Genomic DNA, 19,696 nt, shown 5'->3' on the forward strand with positions numbered 1-19,696 from the left:
CCGAAACATGCCCATTTTATATAACTCTAACCCAAAACGGTCACGATTAATACCGAAACATGCCCGTCTTGCATGACTCTAACCGCAAACGGTCACGATTAATATCGAAACATACCCGTCTTGCGGATCGACTCGACATCTTAGATCTGGACTCTGCATGTTGTTCATCGACTCACATGCCGGAGCGGAGGTAGAGTCACTTTTCCCCAACGGAAATAAATCGTTACGCCACAGTTTACTTCGACTAGACATTTTAAAAAAGATTCTACTTACTACAACCACCCTGCATCTTCCGTAGGGTAGGTTATACTTACAACAGCAATTTTGTATATGCGTCGGAATAATTATTAGAAATATAAACGTTGCATTTTTGGATAATTTACGAAAGTTTTAAAACAATAAAACTAACGAAAAGTGACTAATAGTAAACTAGGAAACAGCGCAACAATTTTTTTATGAAAAATCAAGGTTTTGCCTTGCAATCATGCTGTAATGTTTGTATAATATATAATCGTGCAATCATATACAAAGGTTGCGGACAGTGATGAAATTACCTTATACTTTCGAGATTAAAAGGATATAATTTCATGCAAGGGCGATGAAGTGAGAGGTTGTTAATGTTGCGTATTTTGCCATAAGCAATATTAAGTAAATTTTCACGGAGTATGTCTATTATAAAATGGGCGAAAGGGAGGGGAAATAATGGCAAATGAAAAGATTCGAATTCGTTTAAAAGCATATGATCACCGCATTTTAGATCAATCAGCTGAAAAAATTGTAAATACTGCTAAACGTGCTGGTGCTGCTGTTTCAGGACCAATTCCATTACCAACAGAAAAGAACATATTTACAGTATTACGTGCCGTTCATAAATATAAAGATGCAAGAGAACAATTTGAAATGCGCACACATAAGCGTTTAATCGATATTCTTAACCCAACACCACAAACGGTTGACTCTTTAATGAGACTCGATCTTCCGTCAGGTGTAGATATTGAAATAAAACTATAAACAGATAAGTAACAGGAGGTGCAAACGGATGACGAAAGGAATCTTAGGTCGCAAAGTCGGCATGACACAAATTTTCTTAGAAAACGGGGAGCTTGTTCCTGTAACAGTAGTACAGGCGGAACCGAATGTTGTTCTACAGAAAAAGACAGTTGAAACAGATGGTTATGAAGCAATTCAAGTTGGATTTTACGATATAGACAAACCAGAAGCATATGAGGAAGGTTCCAAATTGGATCCACGTGCTAATAAAGCGCAAATAGGGCATGCTGAAAAAGCAAACACTACTCCTAAGCGCTACATTCGTGAAATCCGTAACGCTAAAGTTGACGAATATGAAGTAGGTCAAGAAATTAGCGTTGATGTTTTTCAAGAAGGCGACAAAATTGATGTAACTGGAACTTCTAAAGGTAAAGGATTCCAAGGATCTATAAAAAGACATAACTATGCTCGCGGACCAATGAGTCACGGATCACGCTTCCATAGAGCAGGCGGTTCAATGGGTTCAGTGGATGCGTCTCGTGTATTTAAAGGAAAAGCATTACCAGGTCAAATGGGTGCAGAGCAAGTTACTATTCAAAATCTAGAGGTTGTTAAAGTTGATGCAGAACGTAATGTTCTTTTAATAAGAGGGAACATTCCTGGTGCGAAAAAATCACTTGTTAAAATAACAACAGCTGTAAAAGGTAATTAAACATTAGCGTGAAAGGAGGAAACATCGTGCCTAAAGTAGCATTATTTAATCAAGATGGAACAGAGGCAGGAGATTTAGAGTTAAACGAATCTGTCTTTGGAATCGAACCGAATAACCACGTTATTCATGAAGTAGTAATTATGCAACGTGCTGCAAAAAGACAAGGAAACCATGCTGTTAAGAATAGATCGGAAGTTCGCGGCGGTGGTAGAAAGCCTTGGAGACAAAAAGGAACTGGTAGAGCACGTCAAGGTTCAATCAGATCGCCACAATGGGTAGGCGGAGGAGTAGTTTTTGGTCCGACTACGGATAGAAATTACAAATATAAATTACCGAAAAAGGTACGTAAATTAGCTTTAAAATCCGCATTATCTTCAAAAGTTAACACAGAAGATTTAATCGTATTAAACGATTTGCAATTTGAAGTACCAAAAACAAAAGATGTCGTTGCTGTATTAAATGCATTAGATGTTAATGATAAAGTTTTAATCGTAACATCAGAAAAAAATGAAAATGTAGTTCGTTCAGCAAACAATCTTCAAACAGTAAAAGTAATTACTGTTGGTGAAATAAATGTTTTAGATTTAGTTGCATACGATAAGGTGATTTTGACAAAAGATGCAGCCGAAAAAGCAGGGGAGGTGCTTGCATAATGAAAGAATTACGAGACATTATAAAACGCCCTATTATTACCGAACACTCTGCTGATTTAATGACTGATAAAAAATATACGTTCGAAGTTGATCCGAAAGCTAATAGAACTGAAATTAAACAAGCAATTGAAACAGCATTCGGTGTAAAAGTTGAAAAAGTAAACACAATGAACGTTAAAGGGAAATTCAAACGAATGGGACGTTACGGTGGATATCGTTCAAACCGTAAAAAAGCAATTGTGCAACTGTCTGAGGATAGTAAAGACTTAGACTTTTTTGAAGCTTAATCATTAAAATATAAAAGGAGGGGAAAAACGTGTCCATTAAAAAGTATAAAGCAACATCTAACGGTACTAGAAACATGTCAGGATTAGACTTTTCCGACATTACGACTGATAAACCGGAAAAGACTTTACTTCGCCCATTAGCTAAACGTGCCGGACGTAACAACCAAGGCAGAATTACTACTCGTCATCACGGTGGCGGACACAAGCGCCAATACCGCTTAATTGACTTTAAACGTAACAAAGATGGCATACCAGGACGCGTTGCCACAATCGAATATGATCCAAACCGCTCAGCAAACATTGCTTTAATCCATTATGCGGACGGAGAAAAAAGTTATATCTTAGCTCCAAAAGGGCTTGAGGTTGGAGCACAAATTGAATCTGGTGAGAATGCTGATATTAAAGTTGGGAATGCATTGCCACTTGGGAATATCCCTGTAGGTACAATCATTCACAATGTCGAATTAAAACCAGGACGTGGCGGACAACTTGCACGTTCAGCAGGAGCAGAAGCTCAAATTTTAGGTCGCGAAGGAAAGTACACATTAGTACGCCTTGCATCTGGAGAAGTTCGTCTCATTTTAACTACTTGCCGTGCGACTGTAGGTCAAGTTGGAAATATCGAACATGAATTAATTCGTGTAGGTAAAGCTGGACGTTCTCGCTGGTTAGGTAAGAGACCAACTGTACGTGGATCTGCAATGAACCCAGTTGATCACCCACACGGTGGAGGAGAAGGTCGCACACCAATTGGACGTCCATCACCAGTATCACCATGGGGTAAACCAACATTAGGTAAGAAAACACGTAAACTTAATAAACCATCAAATCAGTATATTGTTCGTAAACGTAAAAAGAAATAAAAATATAAGATACGCTTAAACAAACAGTTTGAGAGGAGGCTTACTTATGGGCCGTAGTATGAAAAAAGGACCTTTTGCTGATGAACATCTACTAAAGAAAGTTGATCAGCTAAATGAGAGTGATAAAAAACAAGTAATTAAAACTTGGTCAAGACGCTCGACAATTTTTCCATCATTCGTTGGTCATACGTTTGCAGTACACGATGGACGTAAACATGTACCAGTATACGTGACAGAAGATATGGTTGGACATAAACTAGGTGAATTTGCACCTACAAGAACGTTTAAAGGTCACGCTGGTGCTGATAAGAAAACAAACAGATAATTGAGAGGAGGCGCTTTAAAGAATGGAAGAAACTAAAATTGCTAAAGCAGTAGCAAAACAAGTTCGTATCGCTCCTCGTAAAGTACGTTTAGTTGTCGATTTAATTCGTGGAAAAGAAGTCGGCGAAGCAACTGCAATTTTACGTCACACACAACGTGGGGCATCACCTATCGTGGAAAAAGTATTAAACTCAGCAATAGCAAATGCTGAACATAACTATGAAATGGACCCGGACAATTTAGTTGTTTCAGAAGCGTACGTTGATGAGGGTGTTACATTGAAAAGATTTAGACCTCGTGCACAAGGCCGAGCAAGTAAAATCAATAAGCGTACGAGTCATATTACGGTGGTTGTAACAGAAAAGAAGGAGGGATAGTCTGTGGGTCAAAAGATAAATCCAATTGGTCTTCGTGTAGGAATTATTAAAGACTGGGAGTCAAAGTGGTATGCGGATAAAGATTATGCCGATCTACTTCATGAAGACATTAAGATTAGAGAGTATTTAGAAGGACGTTTAAAACAATCAGCGGTTTCGACAATTGAAATTGAAAGAGCTGCAAATCGCGTAAATATTACGATCCATACAGGTAAACCAGGAATGGTTATCGGTAAAGGTGGATCGGAAGTTGAAAAATTACGTAAGGACTTGACGAAACTAACTGGTAAAAGAATTCATATAAATATCGTTGAAGTTAAAAAAGTTGATTTAAACGCAAAATTAGTTGCAGAAAATATTGCTCGTCAACTTGAAGGACGTATTTCATTCCGTCGTGCTCAAAAGCAAGCAATTCAACGTACAATGCGTGCTGGAGCATTAGGAATTAAAACACAAGTATCCGGACGACTAGGCGGAGCAGATATTGCAAGAGCAGAACATTATAGTGAAGGAACTGTACCATTACACACTTTGCGTGCAGACATCGATTATGCGCATGTTGAAGCAGACACAACTTATGGAAAACTTGGTGTCAAAGTGTGGATTTATCGTGGGGAAGTCCTTCCAGAAAAACCGAAAAAATAAGGAAGGGGGCAATTTTTATGTTAATGCCAAAACGTGTTAAATATCGTAGACAACACCGAGGACGTATGAAAGGTAATGCTAAAGGTGGCGTAGAGGTTGCATTTGGTGATTACGGCTTACAAGCAACTGAAAGTTCATGGATTACGGCTCGTCAGATCGAGGCTGCTCGTATTGCGATGACTCGTTATATGAAACGTGGTGGGAAAGTATGGATTAAAATTTTCCCAGATAAACCTTATACTGCAAAGCCCCTAGAAGTACGAATGGGTTCTGGTAAAGGAGCTCTCGAAGGATGGGTAGCAGTAGTAAAACCAGGAAAAATTTTATTTGAAATCGCAGGTGTAGAAGAAGAAGTCGCACGTGAAGCGCTACGTCTTGCTTCTCATAAATTGCCGATTAAGACTAAATTTGTTAGACGTGATGAAATTGGTGGTGAAATCAATGAAGGCTAAAGAAATAAAAGAACTTACCACTGCCGAAATTGAACAAAATGTCAAATCAATGAAAGAAGAACTCTTTAATTTACGTTTCCAGTTAGCGACTGGACAACTCGAGAATACAGCTCGTATAAAAGAAGTAAAAAGAACGATCGCTCGCTTAAAGACAGTTGCACGTGAACGAGAACTGAGCGTTAACAATTAAACCCTTAATAGAGGAGGTCGTAAAAAGTATGAGTGAACGTAATGACCGTAAAGTTTATACAGGTCGTGTTATTTCCGATAAAATGGACAAAACGATCACAGTATTAGTAGAAACATATAAAGTTCATCCTTTATACAAGAAACGTGTAAAACATTCTAAGAAAATGAAAGTTCATGATGAGAATAATGTAGCAAAAAATGGCGATATCGTACGCATTATGGAAACCCGCCCATTATCTAAGACAAAACGTTACCGTCTAGTTGAAGTAGTAGAAGAAGCGGTAATCATATAATTAAATAGGGAAGGTTCCGAGAGGAGGTAAGTTTTATGATTCAACAAGAGAGTCGTTTAAAGATTGCTGATAACTCTGGTGCTCGTGAAGTTTTGACAATCAAAGTATTAGGTGGAACTGGAAAGAAAACTGCTAACATTGGTGATGTTATTGTTTGTACAGTAAAACAAGCAACACCCGGTGGCGTTGTCAAAAAAGGTGAAGTAGTTCGAGCGGTTATTGTTCGTTCCAAAACAGGTGCTCGTCGTAAAGACGGTTCATATATTCGTTTTGATGAAAATGCGGCAGTAATTATCCGTGAAGATAAAAGTCCAAGAGGAACGCGTATTTTTGGACCAGTAGCACGTGAGCTGCGCGATGGCAATTTTATGAAAATCGTATCTCTAGCTCCAGAAGTACTGTAATTAAATGAGTCACTAAAGGGATCGTAAATTAGTGAGAAAACAGGAGGTGCGTTAATGATGCATGTGAAAAAAGGAGATAAAGTTAAAGTTCTTTCAGGTAAAGACCGGGGGAAACAAGGAACTATTTTAGAAGCATATCCAAAAAAAGAGCGAGTACTAGTTGAAGGAGTTAACATGGTTAAAATTCATGCGAAACCTTCACAGGATAATCCACAAGGTGGAATTTTAAACCAGGAAGCTCCAATTCATGTTTCAAATGTGTTGCCGATTGATCCTAAGTCAGGTGAACCTACACGAGTTGGATATGAAATACGAGATGGAAAAAAAGTCCGGATCGCTAAAAAGTCTGGGGAACCTTTAGATAAATAGAGCGAAAGGAGGGTAATAAGTGAACGAGTTAAAACAAACCTATCAAGAAAAAGTCGTACCATCAATGATGGAAAAATTTGAATACAAGTCAGTTATGCAAGTACCTAAAGTTGAAAAAATCATCATTAACATGGGTGTTGGTGATGCAGTTCAAAATTCTAAGCTTTTGGATAATGCAGTAGAGGAGCTTGCATTAATCGCTGGACAAAAACCAGTTATTACAAGAGCAAAGAAATCAATTGCTGGATTCCGTTTACGTGAAGGAATGCCAATTGGAGCAAAAGTAACACTTCGTGGAGAAAGAATGTATGAGTTCTTACAAAAACTTATTCGAGTTGCGCTACCAAGAGTTCGTGACTTTAGAGGTATTTCGAATAAAGCTTTTGACGGTAGAGGGAATTACACATTAGGTGTGAAAGAACAGCTTATTTTCCCGGAAATTAACTACGATAAAGTAAATAAAGTACGTGGAATGGATATCGCAATTGTAACAACATCAAACACTGATGAAGAAGCGCGTGAACTTTTAACACAATTAGGCATGCCGTTTCAAAAATAAAAACGGAATGTAATGCAAGGAGGAAAATTAGTGGCTAAAAAATCAATGGTAGCGAAACAAAAACGCCCACAGAAGTTTAAAGTACGTGAATATACACGTTGTGAACGTTGTGGCCGCCCGCATTCAGTTATTCGTAAATTTAAATTATGCCGAATTTGTTTTCGTGAACTTGCCCATAAGGGTCAAATTCCTGGTGTTAAAAAAGCTAGTTGGTAATGGTAAATTCGGGAAGGAGGTAATGATTAATGGTAATGACAGACCCAATCGCAGATATGCTTACACGTATCCGTAATGCAAATGTAGTGCGTCATGAAAAGTTAGAACTACCATCATCTAAGGTAAAGGCTGAAATAGCTGATATTCTTAAACGTGAAGGTTATGTTCGTGATTATGAAGTAATTGAAGATAATAAACAAGGTGTTCTTCGCATCTTTTTAAAGTACGGTGCAAATGATGAACGTGTTATTACAGGTTTGAAAAGAATTAGTAAACCAGGCTTAAGAGTATATGCAAAAGCCGACGAAGTGCCAAGAGTACTGAACGGATTAGGCACAGCAATCGTATCTACATCAAAAGGTGTATTATCAGATAAGGAAGCACGTGCTCAAGCAGTTGGTGGAGAAATTCTAGCTTATATTTGGTAAAAATCACGGGTTTATAGGAGGTGGAGTGAATGTCACGAATTGGCTTAAGAATAATTGAGATCCCCGAGGGTGTTGAAGTTAAACTTGATGAAAACAACACAATTCATGTAAAAGGACCTAAAGGAGAGTTAACAAAAACGCTTGCTGGGAACATGAAAATTAATATTGATGACAAAGTAATTACAGTCGAAAGAAGCGACGACAGTAAAGAAAATCGTTCTTTACACGGAACAATAAGAAGCTTAATTTTCAATATGGTCGAAGGAGTCTCAAAAGGATTCCAAAAAGAATTAGAAATTATTGGAGTAGGTTACCGTGCACAAAAACAAGGGAATAAACTTGTTGTAAACGCAGGGTACTCCCATCCAGTTGAAATTGAACAAGAAGAAAATATTGAATTCGACGTTCCTAAAAACACAGAAATTATCGTTAAAGGAATTGATAAAGAACGTGTTGGGGCTATTGCAGCTAATATTAGAGCGATCCGAAAACCAGAACCTTATAAAGGGAAAGGAATTCGCTACAAAGGCGAATATGTACGTCGTAAAGAGGGTAAAACTGCTAAGTAATAGCGTAAAGCCTGAAAGGAGGGGCAACGAATGATCACAAAGCCTAGTAAAAATTATGTTCGTAAAAGAATTCACGGTCGAGTACGTAGAAAGATTACTGGAACGGAAAGTCGTCCACGTTTAAACGTATTTCGTTCCAATAAAAATATTTACGCACAGCTAATCGACGATGAAAAAGGCGTTACATTAATAAGTGCAAATACGAATGAAAAAGATTTAAATCTTGAGTCTACAAGTAATATTGCGGCAGCTGAAAAGGTAGGTAAACTGATCGCGGAGCGTGCAATTGAAAAAGGATATAAAACAGTAGTATTTGATCGTGGTGGTTATATCTATCATGGGCGTGTTAAAGCATTAGCTGATGCAGCACGTGAAGCTGGACTAGAATTTTAAGAATAAAGGAGGGACTCTTTACGTTGAATAAAAACATGGACACTAACAAAATGGAATTAGAAGAGCGTGTAGTTACTGTTAATCGTGTAGCAAAAGTAGTTAAAGGTGGACGTCGTTTTCGCTTTGCAGCTGTAGTAGTTGTTGGAGATAAAAACGGTCGTGTTGGATTCGGAACTGGTAAAGCACTAGAAGTTCCGGATGCTATCAAAAAAGCAATCGATAATGCAAAAAAGAACTTAATTAATGTACCTATCGTTGGAACGACTATTCCACATGAGATCGTTGGGGAGTTCGGCTCAGGTAACGTATTACTAAAACCAGCAGCAGAAGGTACTGGAGTTATATCTGGAGGACCTGTTCGTGCGGTATTGGAACTCGCCGGAGTTGGTGACATCTTAACAAAGTCATTAGGTTCTAACAATCCAATTAATATGATTCGCGCAACAATTAATGGATTAGAGAATTTAAAAACAGCTGAAGATGTTGCGAAATTACGTGGGAAATCTGTCGAAGAGTTATTAGGATAAGGAGGGAATGACAAATGTCTAAACAATTAGAAATCACCCTCAAACGTAGTGTTATCGGTAGAAAAGAGAATCAAGTAAAAACAGTTCGGACGTTAGGACTAAAGAAAATAAATGATACTGTTATTCAAAACGATACACCAGCTATACGAGGAATGATTAACAAAGTATCTCACTTAGTTGCGGTAAAAGAACTGTAAGAGAAATTACCTTATAAAGGAGGCTCGGAACATGAAACTTCATGAGTTAAAGTCAAAGGAAGGAAGTCGTACGAACCGTAAACGTGTCGGACGCGGAATGGCATCAGGACATGGTAAAACTTCCGGAAAAGGACATAAAGGTCAAAAGGCTCGTTCAGGTGGAGGAACTCGACCAGGATTTGAAGGTGGCCAAACACCTTTATTCCAACGTCTGCCAAAACGCGGGTTCACTAATATAAATCGAAAAGAATATGCAATTGTAAATTTAGAAACCTTAAATCGATTTGACGACAACACTGAAATTACACCAGAATTATTACTTGAAACTGGCGTAGTTAGCAAAGCAAAATCAGGTATTAAAGTACTTGGAAATGGTACAGTAAATAAGAAGTTGAACGTGAAGGCTCATAAATTTTCAACTGCAGCAAAAGAAGCAATCGAGGCGGCAGGCGGAAAAACCGAGGTGATTTAATGTTTCGAACAATCTCTAATTTCATGCGTATTGCAGATATAAGAAAAAAGATTGTTTTTACATTATTAATGCTCATTATATTCCGGATTGGTACATTTATCCCTGTGCCTTATACAAATAAAGAAGCAATAAATTTTATGAACCAACAAAATGTGTTTGGATTTTTAAATACATTCGGTGGAGGAGCCTTGCAAAATTTTTCCATCTTAGCGATGGGGATTATGCCTTATATTACTGCATCAATTATTATGCAGTTATTACAAATGGATGTCGTTCCTAAATTTACTGAATGGAAAAAGCAAGGAGAAATGGGTCGGAAAAAAATAGCTCAAGTAACCCGGTACGGAACAATTGTGCTTGCATTTGTTCAAGCAATAGCAATGTCAGTTGGATTTAACGCAATGGCCGGCGGGTTATTAATAGAAGACCCGAATGTTATGAAAATGCTTGTTATTGCTATAGTTTTAACAAGTGGAACTGCATTTTTAATGTGGCTAGGTGAACAAATCACAGCAAATGGTGTTGGAAATGGAATTTCAATCATCATTTTTGCCGGTATTGTAGCTGCAGTACCAAATGGAGTTAAGCAGTTGTATAGTCAGTATTTTATAAATCCTGGAGCAGATCTTTTTATTAACATCGTGATCGTTGCTTTAATCGTTTTAGTTGTTTTGGCCGTTACGGTTGGTGTTATTTATATTCAACAAGCAGAACGAAAAATTCCAATTCAGTACGCTAAAAAGTTAGTTAATCGCTCTCCAGTTGGAGGACACTCAACGCATTTACCTCTTAAGGTGAACGCAGCGGGAGTTATTCCGGTAATTTTTGCAATTGCTTTTATTGTAGCGCCTAGAACAGTAGCGAGCTTTTTTGAAGGTAGTCAGGCAGCGAAATATATTGAAATGATATTTGATTACACGCAGCCCATCGGCATGGTGCTTTATGTCACTTTAATTATCGCTTTTACGTATTTTTATACGTTCATTCAAGTTAATCCAGAACAAATGGCCGAAAACCTCCAAAAGCAAGGCGGGTATATTCCTGGAATCCGACCAGGAAGAAATACAGAAACTTACTTAACTCGTGTAATGTATCGTTTAACATTTGTTGGTTCGATCTTCTTAGCAGCAGTATCCGTGTTACCAATTTTGTTAGGTGGGCTTGCAAATCTGCCAACTGCAGTTCAAATTGGTGGAACAAGTCTTCTAATTGTAGTCGGTGTAGCACTACAAACGATGAAACAATTAGAAAGCCAATTGGTTAAACGACACTATAAAGGGTTTATTAGATCGTAACAGAATGTTAAACTAAGAGAGTGAGGAGAAAGCATTGCAATTAATCTTAATGGGTTTACCTGGGGCTGGAAAAGGGACTCAAGCCGAGAAGATTAATGAGAAATTTAATATTCCACATATATCGACCGGTGATATGTTCCGATTAGCTATTAAAGAAGGCACTGAACTAGGTAAAAAAGCTAAAATGTATTTAGATGAAGGTGCCCTTGTACCTGATGAGGTGACTAATGGGATTGTTGAAGATCGATTAAGTAAAGAAGATTGTAAAGACGGTTTTTTACTTGATGGTTTTCCGAGAACAATTCCTCAAGCCAAAACGTTACAAAAGATTACAACGAAATTAAATCAAAACCTTGATTACGTAATCCATGTAGAAGTACCTGAGGAAAAGTTACTTGAACGATTGACTGGAAGAAGAGTTTGTCCAACATGTGGAACGACATATCATGTTGTGTATAATCCACCGAAAGAAGAAGGTATTTGTGACAAAGATGGCTCTACGCTCATTCAGCGTGATGATGATACAGTAGAAACTGTTCAAAAACGCTTAGCAGTTAACATAGAGCAAACAAAACCACTACTCGACTTCTATGAAGAACAAGGTATTTTAGTTACAGTTAATGGAGATCAAGCGATTGATAAAGTATTTGAAGAGATTCAAACGAAAATAAATAAATAACGGATATCCTTCTGTTGTTTAATTATTATAAAAATGAAGGTGATCGTTGTTGACTGAAGAAATTTCAGTTCCGCAATTAGGGCAAATTGTTCGTATAACCAAAGGTAGAGAACAAAATCATTATGCGGTAATAATTGAGATAATTGACGATCGATTTGTTTTACTAGCAGATGGTGATAAACGAAAATATGACCGGCCAAAGAAGAAAAATGTCAATCATATTGAGAAAACAGCTCATATCTCTAGTGAAGTGAAAAAAAGTCTTTTGGAGACTGATCGTGTCTCCAACGGGAAGTTACGATTTGCTATCGCAAAATATGCTGATGAAGTTGTGACTGATTTTGAGAAGGGAGACAGGCACGATGTCTAAAGACGATGTAATTGAAGTTGAAGGTGTAGTAACTGAAACGTTACCTAATGCAATGTTTCATGTTGAACTGGAAAATGGGCATACGGTACTGGCGCACGTGTCAGGAAAAATTCGTATGCACTTCATCCGCATCTTACCAGGAGATAAAGTAACGGTAGAATTATCACCTTATGATTTAACGAAAGGCCGCATCACGTATCGTTACAAATAGGAAGTAAGCTCCGATATTGAAGGAGGTAAAATGATGAAAGTAAGAGCATCAGTTAAACCAATTTGTGAGAAATGCAAAATCATCAGACGAAAAGGGAAAGTAATGGTAATTTGTGATAACCCTAAGCATAAGCAGAAACAAGGATAATCTTTTGGAGGTGAATTAACGTATGGCACGTATAGCAGGAATTGATATTCCAAGAGATAAACGAATCGTAATTGCGTTAACGTCTATCTATGGAATCGGCAAAACAAGTGCACAAAAAGTATTAGAAGAAGCAGGAGTTTCTGAAGACACACGTGTTCGTGACTTAACAGAGGAAGAGTTAGGTAAAATCCGCCAAGCTGTAAATAATTATACAATTGAAGGGGATTTACGACGCGAAGTTTCTTTGAATATTAAACGTTTAACAGAGATCGGTTCATATCGAGGAGTTAGACACCGTAGAGGTTTACCAGTACGTGGACAAAAAACGAAAAACAACTCTCGTACACGTAAGGGACCACGTCGTGCAGTTGCAGGTAAAAAAGACTAATTTTATAAAAGGAGGTAATGAACTTTATGGCTCGTAAAACAAATACACCGCGTAAACGTCGTGTGAAAAAGACAGTTGAAACAGGAATTGCACATATTCACTCAACTTTTAACAACACCATTGTTACAATTACAGACTTACAAGGGAATGTAATTGGTTGGAGTTCAGCAGGAGCACTTGGATTTAAAGGATCACGAAAGTCGACCCCTTTTGCCGCACAAATGGCAGCTGAAACTGCTGCAAAATCTGCTCTTGATACAAGCATGAAAAACTTAGAAGTATCTGTTAAAGGCCCTGGTGCTGGACGTGAAGCAGCAATCCGTTCTTTACAGGCTGCAGGACTTGAAATTACTGCAATTCGTGATGTAACGCCAGTTCCGCATAACGGATGTCGCCCACCAAAACGACGTCGTGTTTAATTTTACCGTTTAGAATTTGTCACTCTGTCTATAATGGTAATATGTGCTTATTTTGACAATTCATTTTGTTTAACATGAAGAGAATTGATATTTAATGACATGAATCGCTTTTTATGAAAGTGGAGTACCTTTATATACAGTATGCGAAAGACAAGGGTAATAATTCTATACGAATTTAATTCCGTATAGATAAAGACACGAGTTTAAGGAGGGCTTAATGGAATGATCGAGATTGAAAAACCAAACATTGAAACGGTTGAAGTAAGTGATGATGCTACATTTGGTAAATTTGTAGTTGAGCCGCTTGAGAGAGGATATGGTACAACATTAGGTAACTCACTACGCCGTATCCTTTTATCCTCACTTCCAGGTGCCGCTGTTACATCTGTACAGATTGATGGTGCACTTCATGAATTCTCAACGATTGATGGAGTAGTAGAAGATGTAACAACTATTATTTTAAATTTAAAGAAACTAGCTCTCAAAATCTATTCCGATGATGTAAAAACACTAGAGATTGATGCACAAGGAGAAGGCGTAGTTACAGCAGCCGATTTAACTTACGATAGTGATGTAGAGGTTTTAAACCCAGAACTGCATATTGCAACTTTAAATAGTAGCGGTAAATTTTATATGAAAATTACAGCTGAACGTGGTCGTGGTTATCGGACAGCAGAAGAAAACAAGCAGGATAACCAACCGATTGGCGTAATTCCAGTTGATTCTATTTTTACACCGGTATCTCGTGTGTCTTATCAAGTTGAGAATACACGGATTGGTCAAAGTTCGAACTATGATAAATTAACGCTTGATGTTTGGACAGATGGAAGCATCAGACCTGAAGAGGCTGTATCTTTAGGTGCGAAAATATTTACAGAACATCTAAATATTTTCGTAGGGTTAACGGACGATGCCCAAAAAGCTGAAATCATGGTAGAAAAAGAAGAAGACCAAAAAGAGAAAGTGCTAGAAATGACGATCGAAGAACTAGACTTATCGGTAAGGTCGTATAACTGTTTAAAACGTGCAGGCATTAATACAGTGCAAGAACTTGCCGCAAAGACAGAAGAAGATATGATGAAAGTGCGTAACCTTGGTCGTAAATCGCTAGATGAAGTTAAGAATAAACTAGCAGAACTCGATCTAAGTTTACGTAGTGACGATTAATTTTTAATTAGGCTCGTCATGAAGTGAAAAGGAGGGATACTCATGGCAAGAAAGTTAGGTCGTACAACAGATACTCGTTTAGCACTTTTACGTAATTTAACAGCTGACGTAATTATTTACGAACGAGTTGAGACGACAGAAGCAAAAGCGAAAGAACTTAAAAAAACTGTCGATAAAATGATTACTTTAGGAAAACGCGGAGATCTGCATGCACGCAGACAAGCGGCATCCTTTTTATATAACAAAAAGACGGAAGATGACGAACAAGTCCTCCAAAAGCTTTTTGGTGAAATTGCTGAACGCTATGAGAATGTACAGGGTGGATACACTCGTGTTCTTAAATTAGGACCTCGACGTGGTGACGGTGCTAATATGGCAATCATTGAATTAAGACCACTCAAAGATGACGAAATAGCTGGTGGATCAGCAGAAGCTTAAATAAATAATATATCTGCAATCGGTGATAGCTAATGCCGAAAGGGAAATAATGTAGAAGTAAAAAGGGCAGGGTACCATCTCTTCATCAAGAGGTCACCTAAGCCCTTTTTGTATTTGTGGTCAACAAATAAACTTCCCAAAAGTATCTGCGTCTAGTTATAGCTCAACTCCCTTCACCCTACGACACGATAAAGAAGCTCTGCTGATTGGCTAAGACATGAAGTTTAGTCACACTTATACACTTGTGGTGAAAGTCAACATCGACTCAAATTTGAAGGAAAGCCGACTAAAAGCGGGCTTTGCGCCCAAATCACGTCTACCCCTATGAAGTGGCGTGTTTTCTTTAGTCCTACAGAAGGAATGTTCGATTAGGTTTCCTGCCACTTTCCAGGTCTCTTCGAACCATCTAGCGTTGAGCTAGTATCCTGGATTCCCGGATTGTGTAACGAGAAAGTTCGAAACCCCGCGTAAATACTGGAAAGTTCCATCGTTACAAATGTTTAAAGTATAACGATGGATTCATGAACAAATTTACGACGAGACCTTGATATTACAGCATTTTCAAATTGAACTCGTTATAAATTCCGGGAACTTAGCTAGTACAGTTCGTACGTCGCTCAGTACGTGCATTTACAATGGGATGAGCATCTAGCACGATCCTAGACGTTGCGATTAACGCATTTCGGTGGGATGGGACGAACGAAAGCGCCGTCCCAGGATATCGCGCTCTTAGCTTGTAACGGTATTTCTGTCATTGTTCAGATATAGGAAACGTTTCACTACTAACGGGGAAACGAATAAGAGGAATGTATAAAGCGATGATTTAACGAATATATGGATCGTTAAATATTCATTCGTTCACGACAATCAGTTTGTATTCTCCACACACGATTCGTTCCTTATTTTTTGGAAGGAAAGAAAGTATAAAACTTTCTTACTTTTCACTGGCTAAAAGAGCGACGTCCTGTCGCAACGCCAGTACTAGCACATCCTTTGCGTCATAAGTGTGCAACTTTGGCTTTCACTATAAAGGCTTGCACTCACGTAGCATAAGTGCAACATCACCTCTGTCTTTCGCCAATCTGAGGAAGACCGACTAAGAACAGGCTTTGCGCCTAACATCACGCATACCCCTGTGAAGGGGCATGTTTTCTTTAACGAACGCCAAGTCTTCTAAAAAACTAGAGGGACTCATATAACGAGTAAACAATAGTAATATCATGTATAATTAGAACAGATAAATGCGTAAGGAGGCACAGAATAGTGAAACCGATAATTAAATTTAATAATGTCTCTTTTCGCTACGGAGAAAATGCCCCATGGATATTGCATAATTGTAGTTTTACCATTTATGAAAATGAGTCTGTTGCGATCATTGGTCATAACGGATCAGGAAAATCCACGATTGCAAAATTAATGAACGGTTTATTATTTCCGCAAGAAGGAGAAATTTGGATTAATGATACGTTGTTAACAGAAGAATCTATTTGGGAGATTCGAAAAGATGTTGGAATGGTATTTCAAAATCCGGACAACCAATTCGTAGGAGCAACAGTACAGGATGATGTTGCTTTCGGAATGGAAAATAGAGGAGTTCCTAGGGTCGAGATGGAGAAACGTATTGATGCCTCTTTACAAGCCGTCAAAATGCAGGACTACCGTTTAACAGAACCTCATCGCTTATCTGGTGGACAGAAACAGCGAGTGGCTATAGCAGGCGTTATTGCTGTCTCACCAAAGGTACTCATATTGGATGAAGCTACCGTAATGCTAGACCCAAAAGGTAGAACAGAAATCATGGAGACAATCTCTCGTTTACAGAAACAAGAAGAGATCTCCTTACTTACCATTACACATGATTTACAAGAAATAATTAAAGTTGAGCGTGTTATTGTATTGAACCAAGGACAGATTTGGAAAATAGGAAATCCACAGGAAGTGTTAAAAGAAGGAAAAGCTTTACAAAAAATTGGTCTTGATATACCTTTTATTTCAGAGTTATCTGATGAATTAAAGACCTTAGGAATAAACACACAAAGGGATCCGTTAACAATCGATGAAATGTTGGAGGAGCTATGGATATTACATTCAAACAGGTGAGTTATACGTACCAACCAAATACACCTTTTGCCCATCATGCATTAAAAAATGTCTCGTTTCACATTCCGTCAGGCGCTTTCGTAGCAATTATTGGTCACACTGGATCAGGGAAATCGACGTTGATTCAACATTTAAATGGTCTTTTAAAACCAACAAAAGGTGAAGTGATCATTGGAGATTATAAACTTTCAGCTGAGAATAAGTTGAAAGAAATGAAAGATCTAAGAAGTAAGGTTGGTATAGTCTTTCAATACCCAGAGCACCAACTATTTGAGGAGACAGTGGAAAAGGACATTGCCTTTGGACCACAAAATTTTGGTGTCAAGCAAGAAACGATCAAGGAAAGAATTGCTGAAATTCTTCCAAAAGTAGGGTTATCAGAAAGTTTGCTAGAAAGATCGCCATTTGAATTAAGTGGAGGACAAATGCGGAGAGTGGCAATTGCCGGGGTTCTTGCGTCTAAACCGAATGTTTATGTATTGGATGAACCGACAGCAGGACTTGATCCAAAAGGACAAAAAGAGATCATGAATATGTTTTATAATATGCATCATGAGGAAAAAATTACAACTATTCTCGTTACACATAGCATGGAGGATGCACTTAACTATTCTGATTATCTGATCATTTTAAATAAAGGTGAGAAATATATGGAAGGACGTCCGGAAGATATTTTTACAAAAGAAAAGGATTTACATGAAGTTCAGCTTCAAGTACCTGAGTCGATTAAATTTTTAAATAAATATAATCAAACATTTAATACAAACCTTCCGTTGGCAAAAAAATCTCCAAAAGACATCGCTGCTTTAATCAAGCAAACAATATAAGTGCTTGTTCAAAAAGGAGGATAAAAAGGATCAAGAAGTTCGAGGCGGCACAGTTTCGAGCAGCGGAATGTATGCATTTAGATACATGAGTAGCGGAGAAACAAGCATTCGTGCGAAATTCGCAGTGTCATTTTTACCGGACTTTTTGAACATCCTCTATAAGGAGTATATTTAATATGGGTAATTCAATGATCATTGGTCAATTTGTTCCAGGAGAGTCACTGATCCATAGACTAGATCCACGAACAAAGTTAATAGTTATTTTTTTCTATGTGATTGTAGTGTTTTTCGCAAATAATGCGATGAGTTATGGCCTTTTAACCGCTTTTGTAGTTATTAGTGTTATTGCAACATTTATACCATTACGATTTATATTAAAAGGATTAACTCCAATTTGGTTTTTGATTGTGTTTACATTTTTACTCCATCTATTTCTAACAAAAGAAGGGCCAGTTGTATTTGAAATTTTAGCGATTAAATTTCACCTCGGTGGAATTATTCAAGGACTAGTAATTTCTTTACGATTTTTATTACTAATTTTAATGACATCTCTATTAACATTAACGACTACCCCGATAGAAATTACGGATGCAATTGAAAATTTATTATATCCGTTAAAAAAAATAAAGTTTCCTGTACATGAACTTGCGCTAATGATGTCAATATCACTCAGGTTCATTCCAACACTTATGCAAGAAACGGACAAGATTTCAAAAGCGCAGGCATCACGTGGGGTAGATTTTAGGACAGGACCGTTTAAAGAAAGAGTTAAAGCTATTATCCCTTTACTAGTTCCGTTATTTGTAAGTGCTTTTAAACGGGCAGAAGATCTTGCCATGGCGATGGAGGCAAGAGGATATCAAGGTGGGGAAGGCAGGTCAAAACTGAGGGAGTTGTCCTATCAAAAAAGAGATTTGTTTATCTTTATCCTGTTTATTCTGGTTGTAATTCTATTATTTTTTGTACGTAATTAAAAGGGTGAAAGGTAATGCAGAAATTAAAATGTACAGTGAGTTATGATGGTACAAATTTTTCCGGTTCTCAAATTCAGCCGAATAAACGTACAATACAGTTCGAAATTGAGAAAGCGATCAAAAAAATACATAAAGGTAAACAAATTCGCATTTATGCTTCTGGTAGAACAGATACAGGAGTTCATGCTGTGGGGCAAGTTTTTCATTTTGAAACAGACCTTCTTATTCCGAGAAAAAATTGGAAAAAAGCATTAAATGCAATTTTACCTGATGATATTTATATAAAAAAAGTTGAAAATGTTTCTCTCAATTTCCATGCACAATTTGATGCAATAGAAAAAGAGTATCGTTATTTTGTATTGAATAATAAGGAAACGGATGTTTTTAAAAGAAATTATTCTTATTTTTATCCATTTGCGATAGATATGGACATAATCAAGCAAGCTTGTAAACTGTTTGAAGGAACACATGATTTTACTTCTTTTTGTTCAGCTCGTTCGACAGTAAAAGGAACGAAAGTGCGAACATTATATGAAGTGAGTTGTGAAAAACAGGCCGATGAAATTGTGTTTATTTTACGAGGAAATGGCTTTTTATACAATATGGTTCGTATTATTGTAGGTGTACTTTTAGATGTGGGAAGCGGTAAATTATCGATGAATGATATTGAAGAAATGTTTCGAAAAAGAGATCGATCAGCTGCAGGGAAAACGGTACCTCCTACAGGTTTATTTTTATGGACAGTAAAGTATGAGGATGATT

General features: G+C 37.6%; 34 protein-coding genes. All 34 read left to right on the forward strand.

The genetic code is table 11. The annotated features are described in order from the left end of the window. Positions 1–702: 702 nt before the first annotated feature. A complete protein-coding gene (gene rpsJ / locus SPD89_RS19910) occupies positions 703–1,011 on the forward strand; it encodes a 30S ribosomal protein S10 (protein ID WP_336263692.1) in 309 nt (102 codons plus the stop codon). A 28-nt stretch (positions 1,012–1,039) separates the two neighbouring features. After that, positions 1,040–1,702 (forward strand): 50S ribosomal protein L3, encoded by a 663-nt coding sequence (gene rplC, locus SPD89_RS19915; protein WP_336263693.1) that lies wholly within the window; start codon positions 1,040–1,042, stop codon positions 1,700–1,702. 26 nt (positions 1,703–1,728) lie between these two features. Beyond that, entirely contained in the window at positions 1,729–2,355 is a 627-nt protein-coding gene (gene rplD, locus SPD89_RS19920; protein ID WP_336263694.1) for a 50S ribosomal protein L4, read from the forward strand. Next, positions 2,355–2,642 (forward strand): 50S ribosomal protein L23, encoded by a 288-nt coding sequence (gene rplW, locus SPD89_RS19925; RefSeq protein WP_336263695.1) that lies wholly within the window; start codon positions 2,355–2,357, stop codon positions 2,640–2,642. Before rplD ends, rplW begins: the two co-directional genes overlap by 1 nt. Before the next feature lie 29 nt (positions 2,643–2,671). Continuing rightward, complete coding sequence (gene rplB / locus SPD89_RS19930; RefSeq protein WP_336263696.1) at positions 2,672–3,505, forward strand: 50S ribosomal protein L2; 834 nt, start codon at positions 2,672–2,674, stop codon at positions 3,503–3,505. A 46-nt stretch (positions 3,506–3,551) separates the two neighbouring features. Beyond that, positions 3,552–3,830, forward strand: coding sequence for a 30S ribosomal protein S19 (rpsS, locus tag SPD89_RS19935; protein ID WP_336263697.1), 279 nt, complete (start codon positions 3,552–3,554; stop codon positions 3,828–3,830). 22 nt (positions 3,831–3,852) lie between these two features. Continuing rightward, positions 3,853–4,206 carry a 50S ribosomal protein L22 gene (rplV, locus tag SPD89_RS19940; protein WP_336263698.1) on the forward strand — a complete coding sequence of 118 codons (354 nt, stop codon included), beginning with the start codon at positions 3,853–3,855 and terminating at the stop codon, positions 4,204–4,206. 3 nt (positions 4,207–4,209) lie between these two features. Then, the gene (gene rpsC / locus SPD89_RS19945; protein ID WP_336263699.1) at positions 4,210–4,851 is read left to right on the forward strand and encodes a 30S ribosomal protein S3; all 642 of its coding nucleotides are present in this window, start codon (positions 4,210–4,212) and stop codon (positions 4,849–4,851) included. Positions 4,852–4,868: 17 nt separating this feature from the next. Then, positions 4,869–5,303: a 50S ribosomal protein L16 gene (rplP, locus tag SPD89_RS19950; RefSeq protein WP_336263700.1), complete on the forward strand. Its 435-nt coding sequence runs from the start codon at positions 4,869–4,871 to the stop codon at positions 5,301–5,303. Beyond that, positions 5,293–5,493 carry a 50S ribosomal protein L29 gene (gene rpmC, locus SPD89_RS19955; protein WP_110396550.1) on the forward strand — a complete coding sequence of 67 codons (201 nt, stop codon included), beginning with the start codon at positions 5,293–5,295 and terminating at the stop codon, positions 5,491–5,493. The genes rplP and rpmC overlap by 11 nt, the downstream gene beginning before the upstream one ends. Before the next feature lie 28 nt (positions 5,494–5,521). Beyond that, positions 5,522–5,785, forward strand: a complete 264-nt coding sequence (gene rpsQ, locus SPD89_RS19960; protein ID WP_336263701.1) for a 30S ribosomal protein S17 — start codon at positions 5,522–5,524, stop codon at positions 5,783–5,785. Positions 5,786–5,820: 35 nt separating this feature from the next. Next, positions 5,821–6,189 (forward strand): 50S ribosomal protein L14, encoded by a 369-nt coding sequence (gene rplN / locus SPD89_RS19965; protein ID WP_336263702.1) that lies wholly within the window; start codon positions 5,821–5,823, stop codon positions 6,187–6,189. 57 nt (positions 6,190–6,246) lie between these two features. Beyond that, positions 6,247–6,558 (forward strand): 50S ribosomal protein L24, encoded by a 312-nt coding sequence (rplX, locus tag SPD89_RS19970; RefSeq protein ID WP_336263722.1) that lies wholly within the window; start codon positions 6,247–6,249, stop codon positions 6,556–6,558. Positions 6,559–6,577: 19 nt separating this feature from the next. Continuing rightward, positions 6,578–7,117: a 50S ribosomal protein L5 gene (gene rplE / locus SPD89_RS19975; RefSeq protein ID WP_336263703.1), complete on the forward strand. Its 540-nt coding sequence runs from the start codon at positions 6,578–6,580 to the stop codon at positions 7,115–7,117. A gap of 30 nt (positions 7,118–7,147) precedes the next feature. Then, the gene (locus tag SPD89_RS19980; protein ID WP_336263704.1) at positions 7,148–7,333 is read left to right on the forward strand and encodes a type Z 30S ribosomal protein S14; all 186 of its coding nucleotides are present in this window, start codon (positions 7,148–7,150) and stop codon (positions 7,331–7,333) included. A 29-nt stretch (positions 7,334–7,362) separates the two neighbouring features. Next, a complete protein-coding gene (gene rpsH, locus SPD89_RS19985; RefSeq protein WP_336263705.1) occupies positions 7,363–7,761 on the forward strand; it encodes a 30S ribosomal protein S8 in 399 nt (132 codons plus the stop codon). A 29-nt stretch (positions 7,762–7,790) separates the two neighbouring features. Then, positions 7,791–8,330, forward strand: coding sequence for a 50S ribosomal protein L6 (gene rplF / locus SPD89_RS19990; RefSeq protein WP_336263706.1), 540 nt, complete (start codon positions 7,791–7,793; stop codon positions 8,328–8,330). Between the two features lie 30 nt (positions 8,331–8,360). After that, positions 8,361–8,723 (forward strand): 50S ribosomal protein L18, encoded by a 363-nt coding sequence (gene rplR / locus SPD89_RS19995; protein ID WP_336263707.1) that lies wholly within the window; start codon positions 8,361–8,363, stop codon positions 8,721–8,723. A 35-nt stretch (positions 8,724–8,758) separates the two neighbouring features. Beyond that, a complete protein-coding gene (gene rpsE, locus SPD89_RS20000; RefSeq protein ID WP_336263723.1) occupies positions 8,759–9,250 on the forward strand; it encodes a 30S ribosomal protein S5 in 492 nt (163 codons plus the stop codon). Positions 9,251–9,264: 14 nt separating this feature from the next. Beyond that, a complete protein-coding gene (rpmD, locus tag SPD89_RS20005) occupies positions 9,265–9,447 on the forward strand; it encodes a 50S ribosomal protein L30 (RefSeq protein WP_336263708.1) in 183 nt (60 codons plus the stop codon). A gap of 31 nt (positions 9,448–9,478) precedes the next feature. Then, positions 9,479–9,919 carry a 50S ribosomal protein L15 gene (gene rplO, locus SPD89_RS20010; RefSeq protein ID WP_336263709.1) on the forward strand — a complete coding sequence of 147 codons (441 nt, stop codon included), beginning with the start codon at positions 9,479–9,481 and terminating at the stop codon, positions 9,917–9,919. Then, positions 9,919–11,214 (forward strand): preprotein translocase subunit SecY, encoded by a 1,296-nt coding sequence (secY, locus tag SPD89_RS20015; RefSeq protein WP_336263710.1) that lies wholly within the window; start codon positions 9,919–9,921, stop codon positions 11,212–11,214. The genes rplO and secY overlap by 1 nt, the downstream gene beginning before the upstream one ends. A 34-nt stretch (positions 11,215–11,248) precedes the next feature. After that, complete coding sequence (locus tag SPD89_RS20020; protein ID WP_336263711.1) at positions 11,249–11,893, forward strand: adenylate kinase; 645 nt, start codon at positions 11,249–11,251, stop codon at positions 11,891–11,893. A gap of 49 nt (positions 11,894–11,942) precedes the next feature. Next, positions 11,943–12,263, forward strand: a complete 321-nt coding sequence (locus SPD89_RS20025; protein WP_336263712.1) for a KOW domain-containing RNA-binding protein — start codon at positions 11,943–11,945, stop codon at positions 12,261–12,263. Then, positions 12,256–12,474 carry a translation initiation factor IF-1 gene (gene infA / locus SPD89_RS20030; protein ID WP_336263713.1) on the forward strand — a complete coding sequence of 73 codons (219 nt, stop codon included), beginning with the start codon at positions 12,256–12,258 and terminating at the stop codon, positions 12,472–12,474. The genes SPD89_RS20025 and infA overlap by 8 nt, the downstream gene beginning before the upstream one ends. A 33-nt stretch (positions 12,475–12,507) precedes the next feature. Then, positions 12,508–12,621, forward strand: a complete 114-nt coding sequence (rpmJ, locus tag SPD89_RS20035; protein ID WP_336263714.1) for a 50S ribosomal protein L36 — start codon at positions 12,508–12,510, stop codon at positions 12,619–12,621. A 22-nt stretch (positions 12,622–12,643) separates the two neighbouring features. Next, positions 12,644–13,009: a 30S ribosomal protein S13 gene (gene rpsM, locus SPD89_RS20040; protein ID WP_336263715.1), complete on the forward strand. Its 366-nt coding sequence runs from the start codon at positions 12,644–12,646 to the stop codon at positions 13,007–13,009. 26 nt (positions 13,010–13,035) lie between these two features. Continuing rightward, positions 13,036–13,428, forward strand: a complete 393-nt coding sequence (gene rpsK / locus SPD89_RS20045) for a 30S ribosomal protein S11 (protein WP_336263716.1) — start codon at positions 13,036–13,038, stop codon at positions 13,426–13,428. A 222-nt stretch (positions 13,429–13,650) separates the two neighbouring features. Further along, positions 13,651–14,595 (forward strand): DNA-directed RNA polymerase subunit alpha, encoded by a 945-nt coding sequence (locus SPD89_RS20050; protein ID WP_336263717.1) that lies wholly within the window; start codon positions 13,651–13,653, stop codon positions 14,593–14,595. A gap of 42 nt (positions 14,596–14,637) precedes the next feature. Continuing rightward, positions 14,638–15,033 (forward strand): 50S ribosomal protein L17, encoded by a 396-nt coding sequence (gene rplQ, locus SPD89_RS20055; protein ID WP_336263718.1) that lies wholly within the window; start codon positions 14,638–14,640, stop codon positions 15,031–15,033. A gap of 1,260 nt (positions 15,034–16,293) precedes the next feature. Then, complete coding sequence (locus SPD89_RS20060) at positions 16,294–17,133, forward strand: energy-coupling factor ABC transporter ATP-binding protein (protein WP_336263724.1); 840 nt, start codon at positions 16,294–16,296, stop codon at positions 17,131–17,133. Beyond that, positions 17,109–17,960, forward strand: coding sequence for an energy-coupling factor ABC transporter ATP-binding protein (locus SPD89_RS20065; protein WP_336263719.1), 852 nt, complete (start codon positions 17,109–17,111; stop codon positions 17,958–17,960). The genes SPD89_RS20060 and SPD89_RS20065 overlap by 25 nt, the downstream gene beginning before the upstream one ends. A gap of 176 nt (positions 17,961–18,136) precedes the next feature. Further along, on the forward strand, positions 18,137–18,934 hold the full coding sequence (locus SPD89_RS20070; RefSeq protein ID WP_336263720.1) for an energy-coupling factor transporter transmembrane component T family protein: 798 nt from the start codon (positions 18,137–18,139) through the stop codon (positions 18,932–18,934). 14 nt (positions 18,935–18,948) lie between these two features. Next, positions 18,949–19,696, forward strand: a 748-nt coding sequence (gene truA / locus SPD89_RS20075; RefSeq protein WP_336263721.1) for a tRNA pseudouridine(38-40) synthase TruA, incomplete at its 3' end; no start/stop codon positions are given.

Source organism: Pseudogracilibacillus sp. SO30301A (genome assembly GCF_037072025.1).
Lineage (GTDB): Bacteria > Bacillota > Bacilli > Bacillales > Amphibacillaceae > Pseudogracilibacillus.

Excerpts from the sequence above, each read along its gene's own strand:
- rpsJ (WP_336263692.1), top strand. The coding sequence starts at position 703 with ATGGCAAATGAAAAGATTCGAATTCGTTTAAAAGCATATGATCACCGC.
- rplC (WP_336263693.1), top strand. The coding sequence starts at position 1,040 with ATGACGAAAGGAATCTTAGGTCGCAAAGTCGGCATGACACAAATTTTC.
- rplW (WP_336263695.1), top strand. The coding sequence starts at position 2,355 with ATGAAAGAATTACGAGACATTATAAAACGCCCTATTATTACCGAACAC.
- rpsS (WP_336263697.1), top strand. The coding sequence starts at position 3,552 with ATGGGCCGTAGTATGAAAAAAGGACCTTTTGCTGATGAACATCTACTA.
- rplV (WP_336263698.1), top strand. The coding sequence starts at position 3,853 with ATGGAAGAAACTAAAATTGCTAAAGCAGTAGCAAAACAAGTTCGTATC.
- rplP (WP_336263700.1), top strand. The coding sequence starts at position 4,869 with ATGTTAATGCCAAAACGTGTTAAATATCGTAGACAACACCGAGGACGT.
- rpmC (WP_110396550.1), top strand. The coding sequence starts at position 5,293 with ATGAAGGCTAAAGAAATAAAAGAACTTACCACTGCCGAAATTGAACAA.
- rpsQ (WP_336263701.1), top strand. The coding sequence starts at position 5,522 with ATGAGTGAACGTAATGACCGTAAAGTTTATACAGGTCGTGTTATTTCC.
- rplN (WP_336263702.1), top strand. The coding sequence starts at position 5,821 with ATGATTCAACAAGAGAGTCGTTTAAAGATTGCTGATAACTCTGGTGCT.
- rplX (WP_336263722.1), top strand. The coding sequence starts at position 6,247 with ATGCATGTGAAAAAAGGAGATAAAGTTAAAGTTCTTTCAGGTAAAGAC.
- rpsH (WP_336263705.1), top strand. The coding sequence starts at position 7,363 with ATGGTAATGACAGACCCAATCGCAGATATGCTTACACGTATCCGTAAT.
- rplF (WP_336263706.1), top strand. The coding sequence starts at position 7,791 with ATGTCACGAATTGGCTTAAGAATAATTGAGATCCCCGAGGGTGTTGAA.
- rplR (WP_336263707.1), top strand. The coding sequence starts at position 8,361 with ATGATCACAAAGCCTAGTAAAAATTATGTTCGTAAAAGAATTCACGGT.
- rpsE (WP_336263723.1), top strand. The coding sequence starts at position 8,759 with ATGGACACTAACAAAATGGAATTAGAAGAGCGTGTAGTTACTGTTAAT.
- rpmD (WP_336263708.1), top strand. The coding sequence starts at position 9,265 with ATGTCTAAACAATTAGAAATCACCCTCAAACGTAGTGTTATCGGTAGA.
- rplO (WP_336263709.1), top strand. The coding sequence starts at position 9,479 with ATGAAACTTCATGAGTTAAAGTCAAAGGAAGGAAGTCGTACGAACCGT.
- secY (WP_336263710.1), top strand. The coding sequence starts at position 9,919 with ATGTTTCGAACAATCTCTAATTTCATGCGTATTGCAGATATAAGAAAA.
- infA (WP_336263713.1), top strand. The coding sequence starts at position 12,256 with ATGTCTAAAGACGATGTAATTGAAGTTGAAGGTGTAGTAACTGAAACG.
- rpmJ (WP_336263714.1), top strand. The coding sequence starts at position 12,508 with ATGAAAGTAAGAGCATCAGTTAAACCAATTTGTGAGAAATGCAAAATC.
- rpsM (WP_336263715.1), top strand. The coding sequence starts at position 12,644 with ATGGCACGTATAGCAGGAATTGATATTCCAAGAGATAAACGAATCGTA.
- rpsK (WP_336263716.1), top strand. The coding sequence starts at position 13,036 with ATGGCTCGTAAAACAAATACACCGCGTAAACGTCGTGTGAAAAAGACA.
- SPD89_RS20050 (WP_336263717.1), top strand. The coding sequence starts at position 13,651 with ATGATCGAGATTGAAAAACCAAACATTGAAACGGTTGAAGTAAGTGAT.
- rplQ (WP_336263718.1), top strand. The coding sequence starts at position 14,638 with ATGGCAAGAAAGTTAGGTCGTACAACAGATACTCGTTTAGCACTTTTA.
- SPD89_RS20065 (WP_336263719.1), top strand. The coding sequence starts at position 17,109 with ATGGATATTACATTCAAACAGGTGAGTTATACGTACCAACCAAATACA.
- SPD89_RS20070 (WP_336263720.1), top strand. The coding sequence starts at position 18,137 with ATGGGTAATTCAATGATCATTGGTCAATTTGTTCCAGGAGAGTCACTG.